Origin of the sequence: Vibrio sp. AH4, assembly GCF_030710545.1 — a bacterium.
Taxonomy (GTDB): Bacteria; Pseudomonadota; Gammaproteobacteria; order Enterobacterales; family Vibrionaceae; genus Vibrio; species Vibrio metoecus.
In genome coordinates, this window is record NZ_JALAIV010000003.1 from 484400 (window position 1) to 504731 (window position 20332).

General features: G+C 47.6%; 20 protein-coding genes and 2 tRNA genes. 14 read left to right on the forward strand and 8 right to left on the reverse strand.

All coding sequences use genetic code 11. From position 1 onward, the window contains the following. The first annotated feature begins 1 nt into the window (after nt 1). The 6 genes from artQ to MKA69_RS15260 all read left to right on the forward strand — a co-directional run bounded on the left by artQ (nt 2) and on the right by MKA69_RS15260 (nt 3958). Complete coding sequence (gene artQ / locus MKA69_RS15235) at nt 2-691, forward strand: arginine ABC transporter permease ArtQ (protein WP_055029455.1); 690 nt, start codon at nt 2-4, stop codon at nt 689-691. Beyond that, nucleotides 688-1356 (forward strand): arginine ABC transporter permease ArtM, encoded by a 669-nt coding sequence (gene artM, locus MKA69_RS15240; protein WP_055044611.1) that lies wholly within the window; start codon nt 688-690, stop codon nt 1354-1356. The genes artQ and artM overlap by 4 nt, the downstream gene beginning before the upstream one ends. A 185-nt stretch (nt 1357-1541) precedes the next feature. Further along, nucleotides 1542-1628 (forward strand) — tRNA-Leu (locus tag MKA69_RS15245). Between the two features lie 24 nt (nt 1629-1652). After that, nucleotides 1653-1726: transfer RNA gene (locus tag MKA69_RS15250), tRNA-Cys, on the forward strand. A 200-nt stretch (nt 1727-1926) separates the two neighbouring features. Next, nucleotides 1927-2454, forward strand: coding sequence for a PAS domain-containing protein (locus MKA69_RS15255; protein ID WP_055031597.1), 528 nt, complete (start codon nt 1927-1929; stop codon nt 2452-2454). A 10-nt stretch (nt 2455-2464) separates the two neighbouring features. After that, nucleotides 2465-3958 carry a methyl-accepting chemotaxis protein gene (locus tag MKA69_RS15260; RefSeq protein WP_305848415.1) on the forward strand — a complete coding sequence of 498 codons (1494 nt, stop codon included), beginning with the start codon at nt 2465-2467 and terminating at the stop codon, nt 3956-3958. A gap of 30 nt (nt 3959-3988) precedes the next feature. Here the strand turns inward: MKA69_RS15260 and MKA69_RS15265 are convergent, their stop codons facing one another. The 3 genes from MKA69_RS15265 to trxC form a co-directional block, all read right to left on the reverse strand. Further along, the gene (locus MKA69_RS15265) at nt 3989-4777 is read right to left on the reverse strand and encodes a lipase (protein WP_187380425.1); all 789 of its coding nucleotides are present in this window, start codon (nt 4775-4777) and stop codon (nt 3989-3991) included. 126 nt (nt 4778-4903) lie between these two features. Further along, on the reverse strand, nt 4904-6058 hold the full coding sequence (locus MKA69_RS15270; RefSeq protein ID WP_114716785.1) for an MFS transporter: 1155 nt from the start codon (nt 6056-6058) through the stop codon (nt 4904-4906). 188 nt (nt 6059-6246) lie between these two features. Then, nucleotides 6247-6681 (reverse strand): thioredoxin TrxC, encoded by a 435-nt coding sequence (gene trxC, locus MKA69_RS15275; RefSeq protein ID WP_000102967.1) that lies wholly within the window; start codon nt 6679-6681, stop codon nt 6247-6249. A gap of 168 nt (nt 6682-6849) precedes the next feature. On the opposite strand from trxC, the gene MKA69_RS15280 reads away from it, so the two are divergent. After that, nucleotides 6850-7938, forward strand: a complete 1089-nt coding sequence (locus tag MKA69_RS15280) for a ketoacyl-ACP synthase III (RefSeq protein WP_000189731.1) — start codon at nt 6850-6852, stop codon at nt 7936-7938. A gap of 141 nt (nt 7939-8079) precedes the next feature. Here MKA69_RS15280 and glpC read toward each other — a convergent pair whose 3' ends face one another. From glpC to glpA, 3 genes are read right to left on the reverse strand one after another with little or no spacing between them, the layout of a single operon-like run. Further along, nucleotides 8080-9321 carry an anaerobic glycerol-3-phosphate dehydrogenase subunit GlpC gene (glpC, locus tag MKA69_RS15285; RefSeq protein ID WP_053034408.1) on the reverse strand — a complete coding sequence of 414 codons (1242 nt, stop codon included), beginning with the start codon at nt 9319-9321 and terminating at the stop codon, nt 8080-8082. Then, on the reverse strand, nt 9318-10628 hold the full coding sequence (glpB, locus tag MKA69_RS15290) for a glycerol-3-phosphate dehydrogenase subunit GlpB (protein ID WP_053034407.1): 1311 nt from the start codon (nt 10626-10628) through the stop codon (nt 9318-9320). The genes glpC and glpB overlap by 4 nt, the downstream gene beginning before the upstream one ends. Beyond that, nucleotides 10625-12268, reverse strand: a complete 1644-nt coding sequence (gene glpA / locus MKA69_RS15295) for an anaerobic glycerol-3-phosphate dehydrogenase subunit A (protein ID WP_000128108.1) — start codon at nt 12266-12268, stop codon at nt 10625-10627. The genes glpB and glpA overlap by 4 nt, the downstream gene beginning before the upstream one ends. Before the next feature lie 654 nt (nt 12269-12922). Between glpA and MKA69_RS15300 the strand changes: the two genes are divergently transcribed. Continuing rightward, on the forward strand, nt 12923-13777 hold the full coding sequence (locus tag MKA69_RS15300; protein ID WP_305848416.1) for an MIP/aquaporin family protein: 855 nt from the start codon (nt 12923-12925) through the stop codon (nt 13775-13777). Between the two features lie 60 nt (nt 13778-13837). Then, nucleotides 13838-15355 (forward strand): glycerol kinase GlpK, encoded by a 1518-nt coding sequence (gene glpK / locus MKA69_RS15305; RefSeq protein WP_304573015.1) that lies wholly within the window; start codon nt 13838-13840, stop codon nt 15353-15355. Nucleotides 15356-15419: 64 nt separating this feature from the next. Here the strand turns inward: glpK and MKA69_RS15310 are convergent, their stop codons facing one another. Both MKA69_RS15310 and MKA69_RS15315 read right to left on the reverse strand, forming a co-directional pair. Next, a complete protein-coding gene (locus MKA69_RS15310; protein WP_009355552.1) occupies nt 15420-15671 on the reverse strand; it encodes a YgjV family protein in 252 nt (83 codons plus the stop codon). 390 nt (nt 15672-16061) lie between these two features. Continuing rightward, complete coding sequence (locus tag MKA69_RS15315; RefSeq protein ID WP_001089529.1) at nt 16062-16382, reverse strand: DUF496 family protein; 321 nt, start codon at nt 16380-16382, stop codon at nt 16062-16064. Nucleotides 16383-16569: 187 nt separating this feature from the next. Here MKA69_RS15315 and MKA69_RS15320 point away from each other — a divergent pair, with 187 nt between their 5' ends. The 5 genes from MKA69_RS15320 (at nt 16570) to MKA69_RS15340 (ending at nt 20326) form a co-directional block, all read left to right on the forward strand. Further along, complete coding sequence (locus MKA69_RS15320; RefSeq protein ID WP_001222790.1) at nt 16570-16767, forward strand: hypothetical protein; 198 nt, start codon at nt 16570-16572, stop codon at nt 16765-16767. Between the two features lie 41 nt (nt 16768-16808). Continuing rightward, on the forward strand, nt 16809-17459 hold the full coding sequence (locus MKA69_RS15325) for a YceH family protein (protein WP_055029463.1): 651 nt from the start codon (nt 16809-16811) through the stop codon (nt 17457-17459). Further along, nucleotides 17459-17764: a GIY-YIG nuclease family protein gene (locus MKA69_RS15330; protein WP_305848417.1), complete on the forward strand. Its 306-nt coding sequence runs from the start codon at nt 17459-17461 to the stop codon at nt 17762-17764. The genes MKA69_RS15325 and MKA69_RS15330 overlap by 1 nt, the downstream gene beginning before the upstream one ends. A gap of 100 nt (nt 17765-17864) precedes the next feature. Then, a complete protein-coding gene (gene traF / locus MKA69_RS15335; RefSeq protein ID WP_095468917.1) occupies nt 17865-19025 on the forward strand; it encodes a conjugal transfer protein TraF in 1161 nt (386 codons plus the stop codon). A 206-nt stretch (nt 19026-19231) separates the two neighbouring features. Beyond that, complete coding sequence (locus MKA69_RS15340; protein WP_305848418.1) at nt 19232-20326, forward strand: autoinducer 2-binding periplasmic protein LuxP; 1095 nt, start codon at nt 19232-19234, stop codon at nt 20324-20326. Nucleotides 20327-20332 lie beyond the last annotated feature (6 nt).

Sequence of the window (20332 nt, forward strand, 5' to 3'; positions counted from 1 at the left end):
GATGGTGTTAACGGGCTACTCTTTATCACTGGTACAAGCAAGCTGGATGACGCTGCAAATTGCGTTTGCCAGCTTGCTGGTCGGTTTACTGTTGGCACTGGTCTTTGCTGGCGGTGAAATGGCAAAACTCAAGCTGATCAAATGGCCAACCACCTTGTTGGTCACCGTGATCCGCGGTTTGCCTGAGCTATTAGTGGTGCTGTTTATCTATTTTGGCTCGACCCAAGTGCTGTTTTTGCTTACTGGTGAATTCATTGAGATCAGCCCGTTTATCTCTGGTGTGATTGCGCTCTCGCTGATTTTTGCTTCGTACGCTGCGCAGACGTTGCGTGGCGCACTCAAAGCCGTGGGCAGAGGGCAGCGTGAAGCGGCTAGCGCATTAGGTATTCCGCCGGCTCATGCGTTCTTCCGGATTGTGCTGCCGCAGGCGGTACGCCACGCGTTGCCGGGTTTAATGAACCAATGGCTAGTGTTACTTAAAGATACCGCGTTAGTTTCTTTGATTGGGGTGACGGATCTGCTCAAGCAAGCGCAACTCACTTCTGCCGCAACTCATGAAGCTTTTACTTGGTATGCTACGGCAGCCGCGGTGTATCTGGTCATCACATTGATCACACAACGCGCCGTGAAAGTCATTGATCACAAATTTGCCGTACAGGGTATGAGCCATAGCCAAGGAGCCAACGCATGAAGGAGCAACATCTATGGCAATTGCTTGAAGGCCTAGGCACCAGTTTGCAACTGACGGCGGCTTCGCTGCTGGTGGGTTGCATATTGTCGCTCTTGATGACCGTGAGCTTAGTCATGCGCACGCCCGTTGTGCATTGGTTTAGCCGTGCGGTGATCACCTTGTTCACTGGCACTCCGCTGTTGGTGCAAATTTTCTTGGTGTATTACGGCCCTGGGCAGTTTGAATGGATCCGCGAAAGTGTACTTTGGGTATGGCTCAGCCAACCATGGTTTTGCGCTATGTTTGCTTTGGCGCTCAACACGGCAGCGTACAGCACGCAACTGTTTAAAGGCGCATTTAACGCCATTCCTAGTGGGCAGTGGCAAGCGTGCCGCGCATTGGGCATGAATAAGATTGCAACGCTACGAGTGTTGCTACCTTATGCTTTGCGCCGTGCGGTGCCAGCCTATTCCAACGAAGTGATTTTGGTGTTTAAAGGCACTTCGTTGGCTAGTACGATCACCATTATGGATTTGATGGGCTATGCGCAACGCATCAACGCTCAAACCTACGATACGCTGACGGTCTTTGGGGTTGCCGGAGCATTTTACCTTGCGGTGAATGGCATTCTGACCTTGCTCTTCCGCCAAATCGAGAAAAAAGCGTTAGCGTTTGAATCATATTAACATTTAAGGTTGCGTGGTTTTTAGGCGTTGTGCGTGTCATTTGTACTTTGTGGATCGCTTTTTAATCACTTGATTAAATTAATGAAAATTTCTTATTGACCAGAAATCTCAATCCGTTAAAGTACGCCTCGTTCTCACGGCAAAGCTCGTTAGAACAGATGGTGTCTTCCATCGCAGTATGCGTTGCCCTGGTGGTGAAATCGGTAGACACAAGGGATTTAAAATCCCTCGACTTTCGAGTCGTGCCGGTTCAAGTCCGGCCCGGGGCACCATCATCCTCAAGACACATCCATTAAGGCGCGTTGGCAGAGTGGCCATGCAGCGGATTGCAAATCCGTGAACCTCGGTTCGACTCCGGGACGCGCCTCCATACTCTTTCTTCATGTCTAATTTCTTCTTGTTTTTATTCCATTTTGCTTTGAGCGATTGATAACTTGGTTTGGATCGTTTTTAGTTTTTTCTAATCTATAATTGATCTCTAGAATTTTGAAATAATTGCGGGAATCTGCCTTGCTAGATGCTACTTAACACATATAGTTATTTGAGTTGGCTATTATTGTTGAGGCAAAAATGTCATCTCCCCAAGAAAAAGAAATCACCTTTTCGCGTGATGAACTTATTATCAGTAAAACAGATGTTCAAGGAAAGATTACTTACGCAAATCGAACATTTATGCGTGTGTCTAATTATTCTGAACAACAGCTACTCAACCAAAATCACAACATTATTCGACACCCCTCTATGCCCAGAGGTGTTTTTTATGGTCTATGGAAAACACTGAAGTCCGGTGATGAGTTCTTTGGGTTTGTTAAAAACTATACTGCGGATAAAAACTACTATTGGGTGTTTGCGAATATCACACCAGACATCATGAATGGAAAAATTGTTGGGTATTACTCCGTACGTCGAGCACCGGAAAAGCAAGCGATTAAGGTTATCTCCCAGCTATACAGCGATATGATGAGTAATGAGCTGCGCATGAATAAAAATGAGGCGCCAGAGAAATCATGGAACGGCTTAGTGGAGATGATCTCTCAACAACATCAACAGTCTTACGAAGAGTTTGTGCTGGCATTGTATAAGCAATACCAGAATTAGGAGAGTTCGCATGCGTACCAGTCAGGTAAGTAAGAAGTTTCTATTTTTAAGGCAGAAATTTATTCTGATGTGTATGATTTTTGTCCTGATTAATATTGTCCTATCAGCGACAAATATATTTTTGTATGGCTTTCATCTCTCTAATTTAGTCATACCTGCTGCCAGTGTTTTGTTTACTTTTTATGCCCTTTATGATCACCAAAAGCCATTAGCCGTGTTAGAGCGAATTCGAGAGGTTTTGGCTGAAGCTAAAAACGGTAATATCCATGTTCGTATCACAAATACCAAAGGATTGGGTGAAGTAGGGCATGTGGCGTGGGAACTCAATGATTTGTTAGACATTGTGGAAACTAACTTTAAGGAACTCTCCAATACTTTTGAAAAAACCGCGCAACATCAGTTTCATCGTAAAGGGTTTCATGATGGCTTACCGGGTGAATTTTCACACACGATGAAAAACATCAATAAAGCGGTTCAATCCATGCAAGATGCTTATGTTTTTTCTAGGCAAGATCGATTGCGCAGCGAACTACATAAAACAAATACTTCTAATCTATTGATAAAATTAAAAAACAACCAAGAAGAGATGGTTGCGTTATCGAACAAAATGGACGATGTCATAGTAATCGCAACGGAAAGTCGTGATGGCGCAGAAGAGAGCCGATCGTTGGTCAAAGATCTAAGTAATGAGCTTAACAATATGAATTCACGCATGAAGCTAATGGGTGAAAGAGCTCAAAAGCTAGGGCAAGACAGCGTAAGAATTTCAGAAACCGTGAGTATGATTACGGATATTGCTGAGCAGACCAATTTACTGGCTTTGAATGCGGCTATAGAAGCTGCTCGGGCAGGCGATCTGGGACGAGGATTTGCGGTGGTTGCGGATGAGGTTAGGTTACTCGCGGATAGGACGAGAACCTCAACTGTTGAGATCAGTGGAGTGATCTCTTCGCTGACGAACCAAATTTCTGAAATGGTTCGTCAAACGATGGATGCGGAAAAATACACTCAAATGGCGAGTGATACGATAAATAATTTTTCTATCAGTTTTGAGCAAGTGACCAATGCATCGCAAAAATCAATTTCATTAGTGAGTGAAGCTAAGGATGTCTCTTTTGCCTCTTTGGTTAAGTTGGATCACATTATCTATATGCAAAATGGCTACATAGGTTTAGAAAACCACGGTGATGGGCATGAAGCACATGCTGTGGGTGTGAATCATCATAACTGCCGATTTGGAAAATGGTATTACGAAGGGCAAGGTTTCCACTCATTTAGTCATCTTCCATCGTATCGTGAAACTGAGCCATTTCATCGAGATGTACATCAATATATGCAGCAAGCCATGGCACTGGTTACCAAAGACTGGATGGCGGATGATTCAGTACTTAATGGTGTGGTTAATGCTGTATCAAAAGCGGAGGCGGCAAGTCATAAGGTTGTGCGCGGCATCTCGGATATGGTGATCGAGAAACATCGCATTAAGCATAATGGACGGGTATGAAGCAGATGTAAAACGTAATTTCGGAATGGATTAGCGTTCATCAAAAAAATCTTTATTGCGGATGTATTTACTCATCAAGTGATAAGAAAACGGTCGAATTAACCAACTGATGATCGAACGTCCTAAACGCTCCCATGTCGGTGTGTTTTCGTAAATTCTGCCGTTATACAGCCAGAGTAATTTTCCGGCATGCCAGTACAGAAATGGCACGGGCGGCATGAAGGTTACGATGTCCAGATCGCAGCAGATGCGATAGGTTTTATGAGTCAGCCCATAGTATTTCGGAAAGCGCCAATCCCCGATCGCAGGTTGACCAAAAGTGACGACCCGCTTGATCGTGCGTGGATATTTTCGTTCAAAATAGTCCGCAAACACGCAGCCAATCGCGCCGCCGGAAGAGTGCCCAGTGATTGCAATGCGTTTGCCTTGTTCAATCAGCGGCAGTAGGGTCTGTTCCAGTTTTTCAATCACCGTCATGCCAAGCGTATCTTGGTTGCGGCTCGGTTGGCTCTCTTGATGCAGTAAGTGATAAAAACCAGCATGAATGCGGTATTGCAGACCTAAATGGCGGCAGCTACGTGTCCAGAGGGCGAAGTTGAGTAGCCAGTCGGTGAGGCTGTGTGAGCCTTTAATCACAACGACTACTTCATCGCTCGCTCGGCTCCACAATACTCGGATCATGATTTTGCCAAACTGATTGGTGATCACACGCTGTCCGTTAGGATCAAACCCGTAACGAGTCTGCTTAAAAATGCGCGGATAAGAGAGGTTGCACAAAACGGCGTAGCGTTCGTATTGGTAGCGTTTGAGTGGTTTCACAGTGACATCAATGATTCGGTTTATGATGACTGTATGGGGCAAATATGAAGCTTAGATTAAGCTTGGGTCGGAAAAGCAAGTTTCTCTCCCTCACGCTGAGTGATAGAAACTTGCTCTAAAAGAAGGTTACTCGCCCGCCACCCATTGGCGTTTGGTTTTGACGCTTTTGATCAGCATATACAAACAAGTCGCGAGTAGGATGGCAAACAAGTAAGCCATCAAGCCGTGGCGATCTTGCATAAACCAATCGGCCAATACCGGACCCACCACCGAGCCTACGCTGTAGCTGAGCAGCATCACTTGGGTTGCAGAAACAATGTAGCTCGCATCCAATTTGTCGCAGCCTAAATTAATCGCGATTGGGTAGAGGGCGAAGGTCGCCATGCCTAAAATAAACAGGCTAACGCCCAGTACGAGCAGCGAATCATCGAACACGGTCAGCGTGATGGCTGCTGTGCCAAGTAAGCAGAACAGCGCCATCTGCAGAGTGCGACCTAAAAATTTTGACAGCCAAGGCACCAGAGGTTGCACCGCCATTCCGCCTAAAATCACCAGCGCCATTAAGTTACCCAGATCAGTATGGCTAATGCCACGGTTGGCAAGTTCCACCGGCATCAAACCGTAAATTGCTCCTAATGTCAGGCCCGAAACGAGGCAGCCGATCATCGCCGCTTTACTGAGCTTGAAAATCTGACGCAACGAAAGTGAGCTGGCTTGCTGCGTGGAAGGCTGATCCGAATCTACGTACATCAGCACCATGGAAGCAATCAAAAGTAGTGTGGTGATCGCAATAAAAGGCACGGCACCTGCCACCCCCAGTTGGCCAATTGCCATTTGTCCGAGTGCAGTACCGCCATAGAGTGACACCATGTAAATGCCAAGACGCTTAGCGCGACCTTGTTCATCGCCATGCAGTAACCAAGATTCCACCACCACAAAAATACCGGCCACGGCGATACCTGCGACCAAGCGCGCCAAAAGCCAAACACTGGCGTAGGGCAATAGCGGCATAACCACAATCGACAGTTGCAGTAAGCTCAAGCACCATACAAAGGCTTTACGGTGGCCTAAACGATTAACGAAAGGCTCTGCAACCAGCGCGCCCGCTAATAATCCACCATAAAAAACGCTTGCCAGCCAACTGGCCAAATCAGATTCGAGTTGGTAATGCGGCAGCATTAAAGGCACTAGACTCATTAAGTAGCCTGCGGCAATCGCATACAGAGTTAACGCAATAACAGGCACCGCAATGCGGTTTGGTGCAGAAGAATGGATTTCCACAGCAGGCCTCGGGAACAGCAGAAGGAACAGTTGGCGCGAATATGGGACGAATAATGCGCAGAGTAAAACGAAAAAAAACGTTCTTGACGATAAACTTTGCTTGTTGAGGAGAAGGGCGGGGAAAGTGCCAGTTAAGTTGGCATAATTTTATCGAAAATGCCAACTTAATTGTCGATCGCCAGATGCGATTATTTAGTCAGCGCTTGGTTTAACCATTGGTCAAATTGAGATTTTGGCAGTGCACCATTGATCATGTCGATGCGTTGGCCATTTTTGAACACCATAATGGTGGGAATACTGCGAATTTGAAAATGTGCAGCAAGATTTTGCTGCGCTTCAGTATCAATTTTCACGCAGCGGATCTGGCCTTTACGCTCGGCGGCAACATCACTAAAAATCGGTGCGAAGCCGACACAAGGGTTACACCATGGTGCCCAAAAATCGACGACGACAGGTTTGTCGCTTTGCAGCAGCGCGGAAAAATTGGCTTCGGTACCTTCAATTGGTGCGCCATCGAGTAGCGCACTTTGGCATTTGCCACAATTTGGGCTTTCGGTAATCCGCTCTTCTGGCACACGGTTAAGGCTGTGGCAAGATGGGCAGCGGGTATTGAATGTTGACATGACTTCCTCTCTTTATTTTGCGCTTTCGTTACCAGTTTAAGCTCAATGGTTAACCATGGTTCGAAAATCGGCGTATACTTCTGCCCATTGCCGACAATGGCCACGGGCGTTGATCAATATCTTGGGACGCTCCGCCAAATTACAATAAGCAGCATAGACGGAATTTTTATGACTCAATGTTATGCCGAAATTACTGGGTGGGGTAAATGTCTGCCACCTGCGACGCTCTCCAATCACGATTTGAGCACCTTTCTTGATACTTCCGATGAGTGGATTCAATCACGTACTGGGATTGAACAGCGTCGGATCAGCCATGTGAATACTTCCGATCTCGCCACCGTTGCCGCTCAGCATGCTATTGCCTGTGCGGGCGTAAGCGTTGAAGAGATAGACCTGATTATTGTGGCAACCTGTTCACCGGATTCGTTAATTCCCAATATTGCTTCAAAAGTGCAGCAAAATTTAGGCATTCCTTCTGCTGCCGCCTTTGATCTCAACGCCGCCTGTACTGGTTTCCTCTATGGTTTAGAAACCGCGACACGCTTGATGCAAGCGAGCCATTATCGCCATGCTTTGGTGATTGGTGCTGAGCGCCTCTCTTTCTATCTGGACTGGACGAAGCGTGACACCGCCGTGCTGTTTGGAGATGGCGCAGGTGCTGTGGTATTGAGCAAGACCGAACAGAAAGTGGGCTTGCAAGATGCGCAAATTGGCTGTGATGCCCAAGGACGAGATATTTTAGCGGTACCTAAGTTTGGAACCGCGATGGATCGTTTTGATGCAGACAATGGTTACTGGGCATTTGATTTCGTGGGTAAAGAGATCTTTAAACGTGCGGTGCGTGGCATGGGTGCTGCGGCGCAGCAAGTGCTGGCGCGTAGCGGTTTATCGACCGAAGAAATCGATGTGGTGATCCCGCATCAAGCCAATATCCGCATTATTCAAACCCTGTGTGATTTGGCGGGCATCGCGCAAGACAAAGCCTTTGTCAATATTCATCGCTACGGTAATACCTCTGCGGCTACGGTGCCGATTGCCCTGTGCGAAGCGTTAGAGCAAGGCAAAATCAAACCTCATGATGATCTGTTGGTCGCTGCTTTTGGAGCAGGGCTAACGTGGGGAGCGGGTCATATTCGCTGGGGTGAGCGGGTAACGCCTCTGGGTAAAAGCGATGCGCAATTGCCTGCTTGTGATCACACTGCGTTAGATCTGTTGAGCAAGGCTATTGAGCACTGCAAGCGTCATCAATCAGAATGATTTTCTGAATGTTGGAATAAGAATAGGGCAAGTTTTACTTGCCCTATTTACTGCCCTCCCTAAACCACGGCTTTCAGCAGTGGTGATTGTTTAATATTTCCGTCCAGCTTTTGGCTTCAAGTAGGAAGTGGCTATTCACGCTCAAGCACGAGGCTCATCGATTAGCGCCATCGCCAGTAAACTTACTGGATGAATGGTTTCCAAGTGCGCGTTTTCTTCGATTTGCCACTTACAGGTTTCACAATCGGTCACCGCATAATCGGCATCAGAGGTTTGAATCGCATCAAACAGATGCGAACCAATTTTCTTCGATACCTCGTAGTTCTCTTCTTTAAAACCATAGGTTCCGGCTAGGCCACAACACTCACTGTCGAGCACCACCAGCTCTAAGCCGGGGATCATTTTCAGTAGCTCAATCGTAAACATCACATTACCACTGCGCTCTAAATGGCAAGGGGTGTGATACACCACTTTTTTGTGGACGGGTTTCATCTTCGGCGCGTTACCGCTCATAAACTCTTTGAGCAGAAAACGCGTCACATAATGAATTTGATTTACCACTTGGCTGTTATCTACCCCTAACACATGCGGGTATTCTTGCTGCAAGGTAAACGAGCAGGTGGAAGAGGTGGAAAGCACCGGCGCATGGTAATCATTGACCATAGCCGTAAGGTGTTTGACGTTGTGCAGCGCGTTTTTACGCGCTTTGTTGTGAAAACCGTTGGCGATCAGGGGCACACCGCAACATTTTTCGCTATCAAGCAAACGCACACCAATGTTCATCGCGTTCATCACTCGCACAAAGTCTTTGCCCAGTTGCGGATGGTTATAGTTAACGTAGCAACCATGGAAATAAGCTACTTGTCTTTGGTAGAGCGGCTGGCTGGTACAGTTCTGTTTAAACCAGCGGCGGAAGGTGCCGTGCGAATATTTGGGCAAGGTTTTATGGTCATGCACGCCAATGGTTTTGTGCATCAGCTTTTTCACCAATGGCAACGAGGTTGCGGCGTTGACGAGTGGCGCAAACGGTGTGGCGATCGAGCCAAATAAGTCGGTGTGGCTGAGCACAAAGTCGCGCACCAATTTAGGGTTAAGCGGTTTTTTGCCGTATTTGCCACGCGCCACGGCGATCATATCGCCAATTTTAACGCCTGAAGGGCAGGCGGTTTCACAGCGTTTACAGTTGGTGCACAGCTTGAGCGCGTCATCATAATATTCGGCACTTTTGATCCGTAAACGCTCACCATCTGGGCCACACTGTTTGGGGCCGGGATAGTTTGGGTTGGCTTTGGCAACGGGGCAATACACAGTGCACACCGTGCATTTGATGCATTGATCAAAGGTGGTATTTTGCGGTGCAGAGTGAATAAAGGCATGGTTCATAGCAGCACCTCCGGTTGTTTGGGTTGCGCATAAGTCGCAAGGATCTGTTCTACGGCATGATAAGCGGTCGCAATCGCTACGCCTCCGCCACAGCCTTCAAACACGGGGTCGTACCCACTGAGCATTGCGCCGCAACACCATAGATTGTCAATGGTTTTTCCTTGGCGTGACGGATGCAAATTGGCATCGGTAGTGACGCCGAAAGTCATAAACGGGTGTGATTGTGCGGCGATAAATTGGGCATGTCGCCACTGAGCGCGGTCAGGGTTTTGCTGGACGTCCAGCGCAAAGGTCGGCTCTTGAATCGCATGTTGTGAGGCTTGTAATCCTTGGCTGAAGTAACTGCCGGTCGCCATCACATAGTGCTCAGCACTGATTGGGAAATCGCGCAGATTTTGAGTATGAATAGCAGTGAGGCGAGAGCCTGCAAAATCGCCACCAATCACTTTGTCTCCCTTGAGTTGCACGCCGCCACCTTGGATGAAACTACGATGCAGCGCTTCTTCAATGCGGATCCCGAGCAGTGATGGGGGCATAGTCGGCACTTCATGAAAGCGCAGTTGGGTTACCTGTTGGAGTTTGCTCATCAAATGCAAACCATCACCGTTGCCCATGATGGCAGGCATGATCACCAGATCATCAGGACGCGCAACGCGCATCAGCTGATCGCACAATGAATTCCACGCCGATTCTTGGCGCAGCAAACGGGCAATATCAATCGAGCGCAGCTCGTTAGGATTACGTCTGAACCCTTCAAAGCCGGGGATAGAAACATTCACTGTGAGCATCGGCGTGTTAGCAAGCTCAGGGCGCTGAGCGAGGTTATCGCGCAGCATCGCAGGTTGAAAATCGCGATAGCCGTCAATCGCAACAATCATAATGCGTGAAAAGTCGGCATTGCCGCGATAAGGGTAAACAAAAGGCTGCGACAGCCAAGTATTTTTTAGAGTGCCAAGTGGGGTAATACGCCAGTGGTTGGCCCCATCGGGTTCGTGGTGCAAAGGGACGTGTGCACTGTCTAAAGTACGTTTGAACCACATCAAACCTTTTTCGCTGTTTTTGCGTCCGACTTTGCTGTAAGGGTGCTCTGGTGCTTGCCGTTGTAAAGCTGAAAGTGCGTCAAACGGCTGATTCACTACGCTGCCATCCGGCAAACGGCCAAGCACATCAATCGAGCCGGAAGAAAAATGCAGCGCACTTTGCCCTTGGTTGATTAACACCACTTTTTTTCCGGCTTGCAGTGCGCGCAGGGCGGCGCTGTATCCGGCAATTCCGCCACCGATGACGGCCACATCATAATGCATCATTGTTGTTTCTCCGTGGCTGAGTCGAAGGAAGGTAAATCGCTTGCACCGAGCAAGCCTTCGTAAATCCAGTAGCTAAATTCTGCTTCGCGTAGCGCATCGCCCCAGAAAATCGGTTTGATGCCTTTCCAGCGCTCTTCCAGAAAATCGACCAATAAGTGGCTCGATTGGCAACCCGAAACTTGCCCGTATTCACTAAACAGACTGGCTGCGCGATAGCTACACAGCTCACCCTGACAAGGCCCCATACCCAAACGAGTACGGCGTCGTAGGTCGACCAAATTATTCACATCCAACTGCTTGATGGCGTATTCGATTTCACCGGCGGTGACCATTTCGCACTCGCAGATCACCGCTTGGCTTTTCGCATCGTTGGCTAAAAAGCTCGCAGCACGCTCACCGTGGCGATAAATGGCGGATTCATAAACCGGTTTGGCGATACTGGCAGTTTTTTTGAGTGCTTTTGGCGCTTGCTGAGATCCTGGTAAAGGGCGCAGGTGCGTTTGGCAACTTTGGGTATTGCCAAGTTTTTTGGCGACCAGATCGGTGGCCCACTCGGCCATCAAACGATAAGTCATCAGTTTGCCACCGGTAATGGTGGTGAAGCCTTTCAAGCCGTCACGCTGCTCGTGATCCAGCAAAACAATGCCACGACTGATATTGCGGCCACTGCCATCATCATCCACCGCGACCAGTGGACGAACGCCCGCATACGCGCGCAATACACGAGTGTTGGCCATGATCGGGGCAAGTTTGGCGCCCTCGGCGAGCAAAATATCCACTTCTCGTTCAGTGACATGCAGATTATCGATCTGGTCATAATCAATGTGTTCGGAAGTGGTGCCAATCAGCGAAATGGTATCGCCGGGAACCAAAATGTCCGCATCCGATGGCTTACGGCAGCGGTTAATCACCAGATTATTAATGCGGTAATCCAAGATCAGCAGCGAGCCTTTGGCTGGGAACATCTTGATATTGAGGTCCGCGTATTCGCAGATGTTTTGTCCCCAAATACCTGCCGCATTAATCACTTGCTGGGCGAAAATATCAAACTTAGCGCCACTGCCTAAATGCTGGCAACGCACGCCAAGCACGGTATCTCCCTCACGGATCAACTGGGTCACAATAGTGCGGTTAAACATTCGCGCGCCATGTTCTTTGGCATCCAGCACATTGGCCGCACACAGGCGAAAAGGGTCGAGCGTACCGTCAGGCACTTTCACCGCGCCAATCAAAGCAGGGTTGACATTCGGCTCAAGTAACAAGGCTTCTTTAGGTGTTAAGCGCTGCGTTTCAATCCCTGCATCACTGCAGGCGTGAATAAACGACTCCTGAAAGCCTAAATCATCTTCTGGCAGAGTGATAAACAAACCATCGGTGGCTTCAACGCAGTGGCGCGCGATGGATTTCAGAATTTTGTTCTCTTGGATACACTCGCGTGCTGATTCAGAGTCAGTGACCGCGTAACGAGCGCCGGAGTGCAGCAAACCATGATTGCGACCTGTGGTGCCCGCGGCAATGTCATCTTTTTCAACCAGAATACAGCGCAATCCGCGCAATGCGCAGTCGCGCAAGATTCCAGTTCCTGTTGCGCCGCCGCCAATGATGACCACGTCGGTTTCCATTCTTTGATAAGCCGTCATGAGCTCAACCTTATGCAATCAAAACACATACGGTTAGTGTGCCATTATTTTCATTTCATGTTCGTTGTTTTGCTCACAAAAGCGCGAACGAGCATTAAATGGCGGATAGAAGTGGATGGAACCTTTCAGTGGCGTAATTTTATGCGATTCACTTATTGATGATTAACACTGTTTGTAACATATATGACACATTTAATGTTCGTTTGAGTGAATATGTTCGTGACTTAATAAGGGAATATCTGTCGATTTTTTAGCGCGATCGTGCGTTGAATCTGGCTTGCACTCATGATTTAGTGATTGCTAAACCAAAAGATTAGCCATTTTCAGACACCGGAGAAGAGAGAGAAAAAAGATGCGTTGTTTAACAAAAAACGAATTTGTTAATAACATAATTGTGCTCGAACACTCATTAATTGCGGTCGTTTGTTTTCGAGGTGATATTTTTGTGCCAGATTCACCGCGAACAGTGAGATTGTTCATCCAATAACGGCTATTTCATGATGCGATTAGAGCCGACGGGTGTAGGCGGCGACCACAATATAAACCGAAAAATAGTGAGACTGCAGATATTTATGCTGACTTTCTAAGTATAACGGGTGTGGATGGCTGTTCGATACGGCTCTGGTAGCAAGATAACAAAAAGGACTCTGAACTATGAACCAAACAAAGCAACATACTCTGCTCGGGCAGTGTATCGCCGAGTTTATCGGTACAGGATTACTGATTTTCTTCGGCGTCGGCTGCGTGGCCGCACTCGTTTTAGCAGGTGCTCAATTCGGACAGTGGGAAATCAGCATTGTCTGGGGTTTTGGCGTATCGATTGCCATTTATTGTACGGCTGGGGTTTCTGGCGCGCACATTAACCCTGCCGTCACTATCGCTCTGGCCGCTTTCCACGGTTTTGATAAAGCGAAAGTATTACCTTACATCGTTTCGCAAGTGGCTGGTGCGTTTTGTGCTGCGGCACTGGTCTACAGCTTGTACAGCAACCTTTTTACCGACTACGAAATCGCCCACAATTTTGTACGTAGCAGCCAAGAAGCCTTAGCGACTGCGGGGATCTTCTCAACTTATCCGCATGCTTCTCTCTCTTTTATGGGAGCCATGGCCGTTGAGTTCACCATTACAGCGGTACTGATGTTCGCGATTTTGGCGTTGGGTGATGAAAACAATGGCGCGCATCGCAATGCGATGAACCCCTTGTTAATCGGTATTTTGATTGCGGTGATTGGTGGCTCATTAGGCCCATTGACGGGCTTTGCCATGAACCCTGCGCGTGATTTCGGCCCTAAACTGTTTGCCTACTTCGCGGGATGGGATTATGCCCTGACTGGCGCAAAAGAGATCCCTTATTTCATCGTACCGATTGTGGCTCCGATTTTGGGTGCATGTTTTGGCGCGTGGGCATATCCGAAGTTTATCGCGGTTTATCTGCCAAAAACGGGTACAGGTTGTACTATCCCTAATCAATGCGATAGTGAAGAAGACGCCAAAGAAGCCCACGTATAACACGTAAAAAATCAGAAAAGAACCTTTTAAGCAAGAACGTGAAACTATAAGGAATAGAACATGACTGAGCAAAAATACATCGTCGCTCTCGATCAAGGCACAACCAGTTCTCGTGCTGTGGTATTGGATCACGATGCGAACATCGTGAGCGTTTCTCAGCGTGAATTTACTCAAATCTACCCAGAAGCTGGGTGGGTAGAACACGATCCGCTAGAAATTTATGCAACCCAAAGTTCAACTCTGGTTGAAGCGTTAGGGAAAGCGGGCATCCGCAGTGATCAAGTGGCGGCGATTGGGATCACCAACCAACGTGAAACCACAGTGGTGTGGAATAAAGAAACAGGTAAGCCTGTCTACAACGCGATTGTTTGGCAATGTCGCCGTACCGCGGCAATTTGTGAAGAGCTAAAAGCACGTGGATTAGAAAGTTATATTCGTGAAAACACCGGTTTGGTGCTCGACCCTTACTTCTCAGGCACCAAAATTAAATGGATTTTGGATAACGTAGAAGGGGCGCGTGAACAAGCCGAGGCAGGTGAACTATTGTTCGGAACCGTTGATACTTGGCTAGTATGGAAAATGACCCAAGGTCGTGTGCATGTGACGGACTATACCAACGCATCACGTACCATGCTGTTCAACATCAACACGTTACAGTGGGATGAAAAAATTCTCGCCGAATTCAATATTCCGCTTTCCATGATGCCGGAAGTGAAAAAATCGTCGGAAGTGTATGGCCAAACCAACATTGGTGGTAAAGGCGGTACACGTATTCCTATCGCCGGTATTGCCGGTGACCAACAAGCGGCGCTGTACGGCCAAATGTGTGTGCAAGCGGGACAAGCGAAAAACACCTACGGCACGGGTTGCTTCTTGTTGATGAACACGGGACAAGAAAAAGTGACCTCGAACAACGGTTTGCTGACCACGCTAGCGTGTGGCCCACGCGGTGAACCCGCTTATGCACTGGAAGGTGCGGTGTTTATGGGCGGTGCATCTATTCAATGGCTGCGTGATGAACTGAAACTGATTTCCGATGCTCGCGACTCAGAATACTTCGCCACCAAAGTGGATACCTCAAATGGTGTGTATGTAGTGCCAGCCTTCACTGGCTTAGGCGCTCCATATTGGGATGCGTATGCGCGTGGCACGATTGTCGGCTTAACTCGTGGTGTGAACTCTAACCACATTATTCGCGCAACGCTGGAAAGTATCGCTTACCAAACACGTGATGTGTTGGATGCGATGCAAGCGGATTCCGGCATCAAGCTTTCTGCGCTGCGCGTCGATGGTGGTGCGGTGGCGAATAACTTCCTCATGCAGTTCCAAGCCGATGTGCTTGATACCGAAGTGCATCGTCCGAAAGTCACGGAAGTGACCGCATTAGGTGCCGCGTATCTGGCCGGTCTGGCTGTTGGTTTCTGGGATGGTTTGGAAGAGCTGCAAGGCAAAGCGGAAATCGATCGTAGCTTTGCACCACACCATGATGAAGAGAAACGTCAACGTCGCTACAAAGGTTGGAAACGTGCGGTGAAATGCGCCCAAGCATGGGCTGAGCTGCATAACGAAGAAGAGTAGAAGTCGCCTTCTTGACAAAAATAATGCCCGGGTAAACCGGGCATTATTTTTTCGTCTGGGGGAATTAAGCCGCGCTCGAAGACGCGTCAGGCTTTTTTTCCTGCTGCATTTTCACCAAGAAGTAGACGTTGACGCAGGCAATAAAACCGTTGGTGACCACTACAGGCCAAGCATCAATCATCAGACCGTATGCGGTAAACAGTGCACAACCAATAAAATTTAGTACACGCAGTCTTACGATGTCCTTCATGGTTAACGATACCGCCACCATAATTGATGCCGCGTACCCCAAAATTTCAACCATACTCATTTCCATTATTTGACCCTCTATAAAGTGTGGACAGTGTCAGTGTCGTACCAATCCTCTCATCGTGAGAGTAGTGAGGAAGCTCCATGCCTCGAATGGTTATCTTGGTAAGTTTAAGGCTGAATATACAGGCTCAAACCCTCAAGAAAAGATGCCGCTGTATCGCTATTTTAGTCAATGTTGCGCTTGCTGGGGCATCCAGTTGATTCACTACCACCACTATAGCAATGGAAAATATGTGATGAAAGGCTCGTAATTTTGTTCGGAGAAGGTTAGCGATTACGCAAACGTTTAATGTCGATCACGTTCAGTTTTCGCATTCATCGATTGATAGAGAGGTTAGTTTCGGGATAGATCGAATCAAAAAAGAAAACCCACCTTGCGGTGGGTCTTAAATCATTAGGCTTTCTTGCCTTGAGTCATCTGCTTATCGTGCTCAGTCAAATCTTTGATACGGCGGCTGATGTCACGGCGCTCTTTAGAAATTTCCGCGCTCTTGATGATGTGGTCATCGACACGATCTTCATAGTCAGACTTCATGTTTTTGATGATGCCAAGAATCTCTTCGTGGCTCATGTTTGGCTTGATGTAGTCCAACAGGTTAACCAACAGTTCAACACGCTTACGGTTATCACGAACTTTTTTCTCGTTATCATCGAGTTCGCGTTGAAGTTTATTTTTGCGACGAGCCAAGCTCACAATTTCAAATACGCTGTTCATAGGTTCCTTTTCCTACTTTTAATGCAACTGCGAAGATTAAAACACAACAATTCTTTTCATAACAGACTTAAGATCAATATGCGGCTTAACTTGGCCAATTTATCGCCACTCAGTGCGCTAGTCGATTGTACATAAGAAAAAATGCGCTATATCATGTGCGCCATTCATGAAGACATGATGAGCAACCATGCGTATTTCTGAGATTTTGGTTCCCCAGCCGCCGGTGCAAACTGAGCCTGACGCGACTGCAGTAAAGTTGCGTGAAGCTTATGTGCAAGAGCGTCATGAGCTTGAGTTGACCGAAATTGAATTAAACCGCGCCAAAATTGTCATGATTGACGAGGATGGCAAGTTGGTTCGGTTACCCCTGTTAACCGAGCACTAAATACCGACTGCGGGTTCGCCCGCCAGCAGAAGGACAGCACGATGAATATTCAACTCTCCCCACTCGAAGCCCGCGTAATTGGCTGTTTGATTGAAAAAGAAGTCACGACCCCTGACCATTACCCACTGACGCTGAATAGCCTGACGACGGCATGCAATCAAAAGAGCAATCGTGAACCGGTACTCAACCTCAGTGAAGCGGAAGTACAAGATACGGTGGAGGCGCTGATTGCCCGTCGTTTAGTTAGCGACGAAAGCAGCTTTAATAGCCGCACCAGCAAATATCAGCATCGGTTCTGCAATACAGAATTTGGTGATTTGAAGCTCAATGAACAAGAGTTAGGTTTGGTTTGCTGCTTATTGCTGCGTGGAGCACAAACACCGGGTGAGCTGCGCACCCGCACTAATCGCTTGTGTAACTTTAGCGACGTGAAAGAAACCGAAGCGGTGTTAGACCGTTTGGCCAACCGCGATTCTGGAGCCTTAGTGGTGAAGTTACCCCGTGAACCGGGCAAACGTGAGTCACGTTATCACCATCTGTTTTGCGGTGATGTTGATATGAGTGCTTTTGCGTCGAGTTCGGAAAACGAAAACGTGGCATCCTCTCAGCTAGCAGAATTAGAGCAAGAAGTGGCAGCACTGCGTGAAGAAGTGGCAGAACTACGCGCACTGATTGAACTGCATTTAGGCTAATGGAAACGTCGACAGAATTGCTTTCACCTTGGTTTGTTTATTTGGTGCGTTGTGCTAACAACGCACTCTATTGTGGCATCACTACCGATGTATCACGCCGCTTTGCCCAACATCAAAAGGGCAGCGGCGCGAAAGCGTTACGTGGTAAAGGGCCACTGACGTTGGTTTGGACACTCCCTGTTGCGGAGGGAAAAAGCGCCGCACTCAAACTCGAATGCCGAATCAAAACACTCTCTAAAGCGCAGAAAGAGGCATTAGTTTCTGGTTGTGCTTACATCGAACAAAGTGACATCATTTTCAGGTAATTGTTCCAAATTAGTGAACAGGATCGCCTGGTCTACTTGGCAAACCTCATTCTTGTATTAACCTTGTTTATGGAATCACCAAAAATAGGTTGGTAAAGGAATGAATATTCAGATAAAAACAACTCTAGCAGTGGCCATTGCTATGGCAGCCTCATCAACGGCGTTCGCCACCAATTTAGTGATGGATGCCCGTGGTGCAGGCATGGGAAATACAGGCGTTTCTACGGCAGACTACCTGCTTGCTCCTTATTACAACCCAGCGCTGAGCGCGGTTTATCGGAAAAAAGATTCTTTTGGCGTGTTGATTCCTACGATTGGGGTCAGAGCCGAGGACAAAGACAGTTCACTGACGACGATTGACGATTTACAAGATTCAATTAATCAGTTTGAACGCCTTGGCGCGGGAGCGGCAACTCAAGATAATATTGATCAGCTCAATCGCTATCTTGATGATCTTGCGGATGATAAACCGTTGGCGGTGACAGCCGGTATTGGTCTGGCGGTTGCCTTACCGATGGATGCGGTATCACTGAATTTTTTCACCCGCGGTTATGCTGAAGTGATTGGCAAAGCCAATGTGGCAGATAAAACCGGCAATACCGCTAACGATGTGCAAAGCCGTTATGAGAACTCGGATGTGGATTTAACGGCGTTTGGTTATACCGAAGTGGGTATTGCTATTGCCAAGCAAGTGGTTCTGGCGGGACAAACGGTGGCATTAGGGGTCACGCCCAAAGTGCAGCAACTCAGAACCTATCAACAGAATGTCTCCGTCAAAGCATTTGAATTAGATAACTATGATCAGAGTGAAGTAAAAGATAACTCTTTTAACTTGGATATGGGTGCGGTTTGGTTGCTAGATCAGTATCGTTTGGGGGTGGTGGCGAAAGATCTGTTTGCCAAAGATATCCAAACCATGAATAAAAACAACACCTACAAGCTCGATACCCAAGTAACGGTATCTGCCAGCTATGTGAGCAATTTTTTCGTTGCGGCCATTGATCTTGATGTGACTAAACAGCGTCGATTTAACGGTGATAATGACGATACACAGTTTATGCGTTTCGGGATTGAAGGGAATGCTTGGAACTGGGCGCAGCTACGAGCAGGGTATGAAGTGGATTTGCAAAACTCGTTAGCTAATTCGGTTTCTGTTGGTTTGGGTATCAGTCCCGGAGACTTTGTGAATCTTGATTTTGCAGGTTCTTATGCCGGGGATAACCAATTTGGGCTTTCTGCGAATATCGCCTTTACATTCTGAGGATGATTTGCTGAATAAGTGAGCAGTTGCAGGTGTGAGAATCCATTTTTCCCACACCTGCACTATGAATTACCTCCATGATGCTTAATAATCAGTAACATCGATTTCCCACTCAGGGCAAAAAGTTCACCTTTTATTTATGAACCGTCACCGAGCTTATTGGTGCCATTCGTGGTCAGAGGGGGAAGAAAGCTCGTGAGGAAGCTATGAAAAAAAAGCTAATGTTCTCGCTGCTTTTAACAGCAGCACTCTTCAGTGCAGAAGGTTACGCCGATTCACTCAAAGGTTATTGGCATTACGATGAGTTTCTCGCGGAGTTCCCCGAACAACATCAGTTGACGGATCAACTGGCGAAAACGGTTCGAGATAAACCGATCCCTCTTGGTATTGAGCAAAAACAACCCGTGGTGATTTCTGTTGTTTATCCAGGGCAACAAATCTCGGACTATTGGGTTCGGAACATCAAAGCTTTTGAAAAAAGGATGGATGAACTCGGGATTCGCTACCAAATTAATCAAGTCTTTACTCGCCCTAATCTCGATACTCGCCAACAAAGTGTTTCATTGATGGAAGCACTCAAAAACAAAAGCGATTATCTGATCTTTACACTAGATACGACGCGTCATCGCAAGTTTATTGAGCACGTACTACAGTCATCGCAAACTAAATTGATATTACAAAACATCACGACGCCAGTGAAAGATTGGCAAGGCCGACAGCCCATGATGTATATCGGTTTCGACCATGAGTTAGGGGCGCTGCAATTAGCGAAACACTACCAAGCGATGGCTCCGAGCAAACCATACTCGATCCTGTATTTCTCTGAGGGCTATATCAGCGAAGCGCGCGGAGATACGTTCATTCAAGAAATGAATGAAGCGCAGCGTTTTCAGCTCGCCTCTTCTTATTACACTAAGGCGACCGAGCAAAGTGGGTATGAGGCGACCTTGAACATAGTCAAGAACAACCCAGAAATTGGGTTTATTTATGCGTGTGCCACAGACATTGCTTTGGGCGCAGCTCAAGCGTTAAAAGAACTGGGGCGGCAGGATATTCTACTCAATGGTTGGGGTGGGGGCTCTGCGGAGTTGGAGGCGTTGGCCAATGGCGAACTCAATATGACCGTGATGCGTATGAACGATGATACGGGAGTGGCCATGGCGGAAGCGATTAAATGGGATCTGGAAGGCAAAATGGTGCCTTTGGTATATTCCGGAGATTTTGAAATCGTGACTCAACAAGACTCCGCCAAACACGTTGAAGCATTGAAAGCCCGCGCGTTCCGTTATTCAGATCGCTAGGGAAAA

What these genes read in the sequence shown, in the direction of transcription:
- MKA69_RS15315 (WP_001089529.1), bottom strand. Translation starts at nt 16,382, where the DNA reads ATGAACAGCGTATTTGAAATTGTGAGCTTGGCTCGTCGCAAAAATAAA.
- MKA69_RS15280 (WP_000189731.1), top strand. Translation starts at nt 6,850, where the DNA reads ATGACTCAATGTTATGCCGAAATTACTGGGTGGGGTAAATGTCTGCCA.
- MKA69_RS15340 (WP_305848418.1), top strand. Translation starts at nt 19,232, where the DNA reads ATGAAAAAAAAGCTAATGTTCTCGCTGCTTTTAACAGCAGCACTCTTC.
- glpC (WP_053034408.1), bottom strand. Translation starts at nt 9,321, where the DNA reads ATGAACCATGCCTTTATTCACTCTGCACCGCAAAATACCACCTTTGAT.
- artQ (WP_055029455.1), top strand. Translation starts at nt 2, where the DNA reads ATGGTGTTAACGGGCTACTCTTTATCACTGGTACAAGCAAGCTGGATG.
- MKA69_RS15300 (WP_305848416.1), top strand. Translation starts at nt 12,923, where the DNA reads ATGAACCAAACAAAGCAACATACTCTGCTCGGGCAGTGTATCGCCGAG.
- traF (WP_095468917.1), top strand. Translation starts at nt 17,865, where the DNA reads ATGAATATTCAGATAAAAACAACTCTAGCAGTGGCCATTGCTATGGCA.
- MKA69_RS15320 (WP_001222790.1), top strand. Translation starts at nt 16,570, where the DNA reads ATGCGTATTTCTGAGATTTTGGTTCCCCAGCCGCCGGTGCAAACTGAG.
- glpB (WP_053034407.1), bottom strand. Translation starts at nt 10,628, where the DNA reads ATGATGCATTATGATGTGGCCGTCATCGGTGGCGGAATTGCCGGATAC.
- glpA (WP_000128108.1), bottom strand. Translation starts at nt 12,268, where the DNA reads ATGACGGCTTATCAAAGAATGGAAACCGACGTGGTCATCATTGGCGGC.
- artM (WP_055044611.1), top strand. Translation starts at nt 688, where the DNA reads ATGAAGGAGCAACATCTATGGCAATTGCTTGAAGGCCTAGGCACCAGT.
- MKA69_RS15310 (WP_009355552.1), bottom strand. Translation starts at nt 15,671, where the DNA reads ATGGAAATGAGTATGGTTGAAATTTTGGGGTACGCGGCATCAATTATG.
- MKA69_RS15255 (WP_055031597.1), top strand. Translation starts at nt 1,927, where the DNA reads ATGTCATCTCCCCAAGAAAAAGAAATCACCTTTTCGCGTGATGAACTT.
- MKA69_RS15260 (WP_305848415.1), top strand. Translation starts at nt 2,465, where the DNA reads ATGCGTACCAGTCAGGTAAGTAAGAAGTTTCTATTTTTAAGGCAGAAA.
- MKA69_RS15325 (WP_055029463.1), top strand. Translation starts at nt 16,809, where the DNA reads ATGAATATTCAACTCTCCCCACTCGAAGCCCGCGTAATTGGCTGTTTG.
- MKA69_RS15330 (WP_305848417.1), top strand. Translation starts at nt 17,459, where the DNA reads ATGGAAACGTCGACAGAATTGCTTTCACCTTGGTTTGTTTATTTGGTG.
- trxC (WP_000102967.1), bottom strand. Translation starts at nt 6,681, where the DNA reads ATGTCAACATTCAATACCCGCTGCCCATCTTGCCACAGCCTTAACCGT.
- glpK (WP_304573015.1), top strand. Translation starts at nt 13,838, where the DNA reads ATGACTGAGCAAAAATACATCGTCGCTCTCGATCAAGGCACAACCAGT.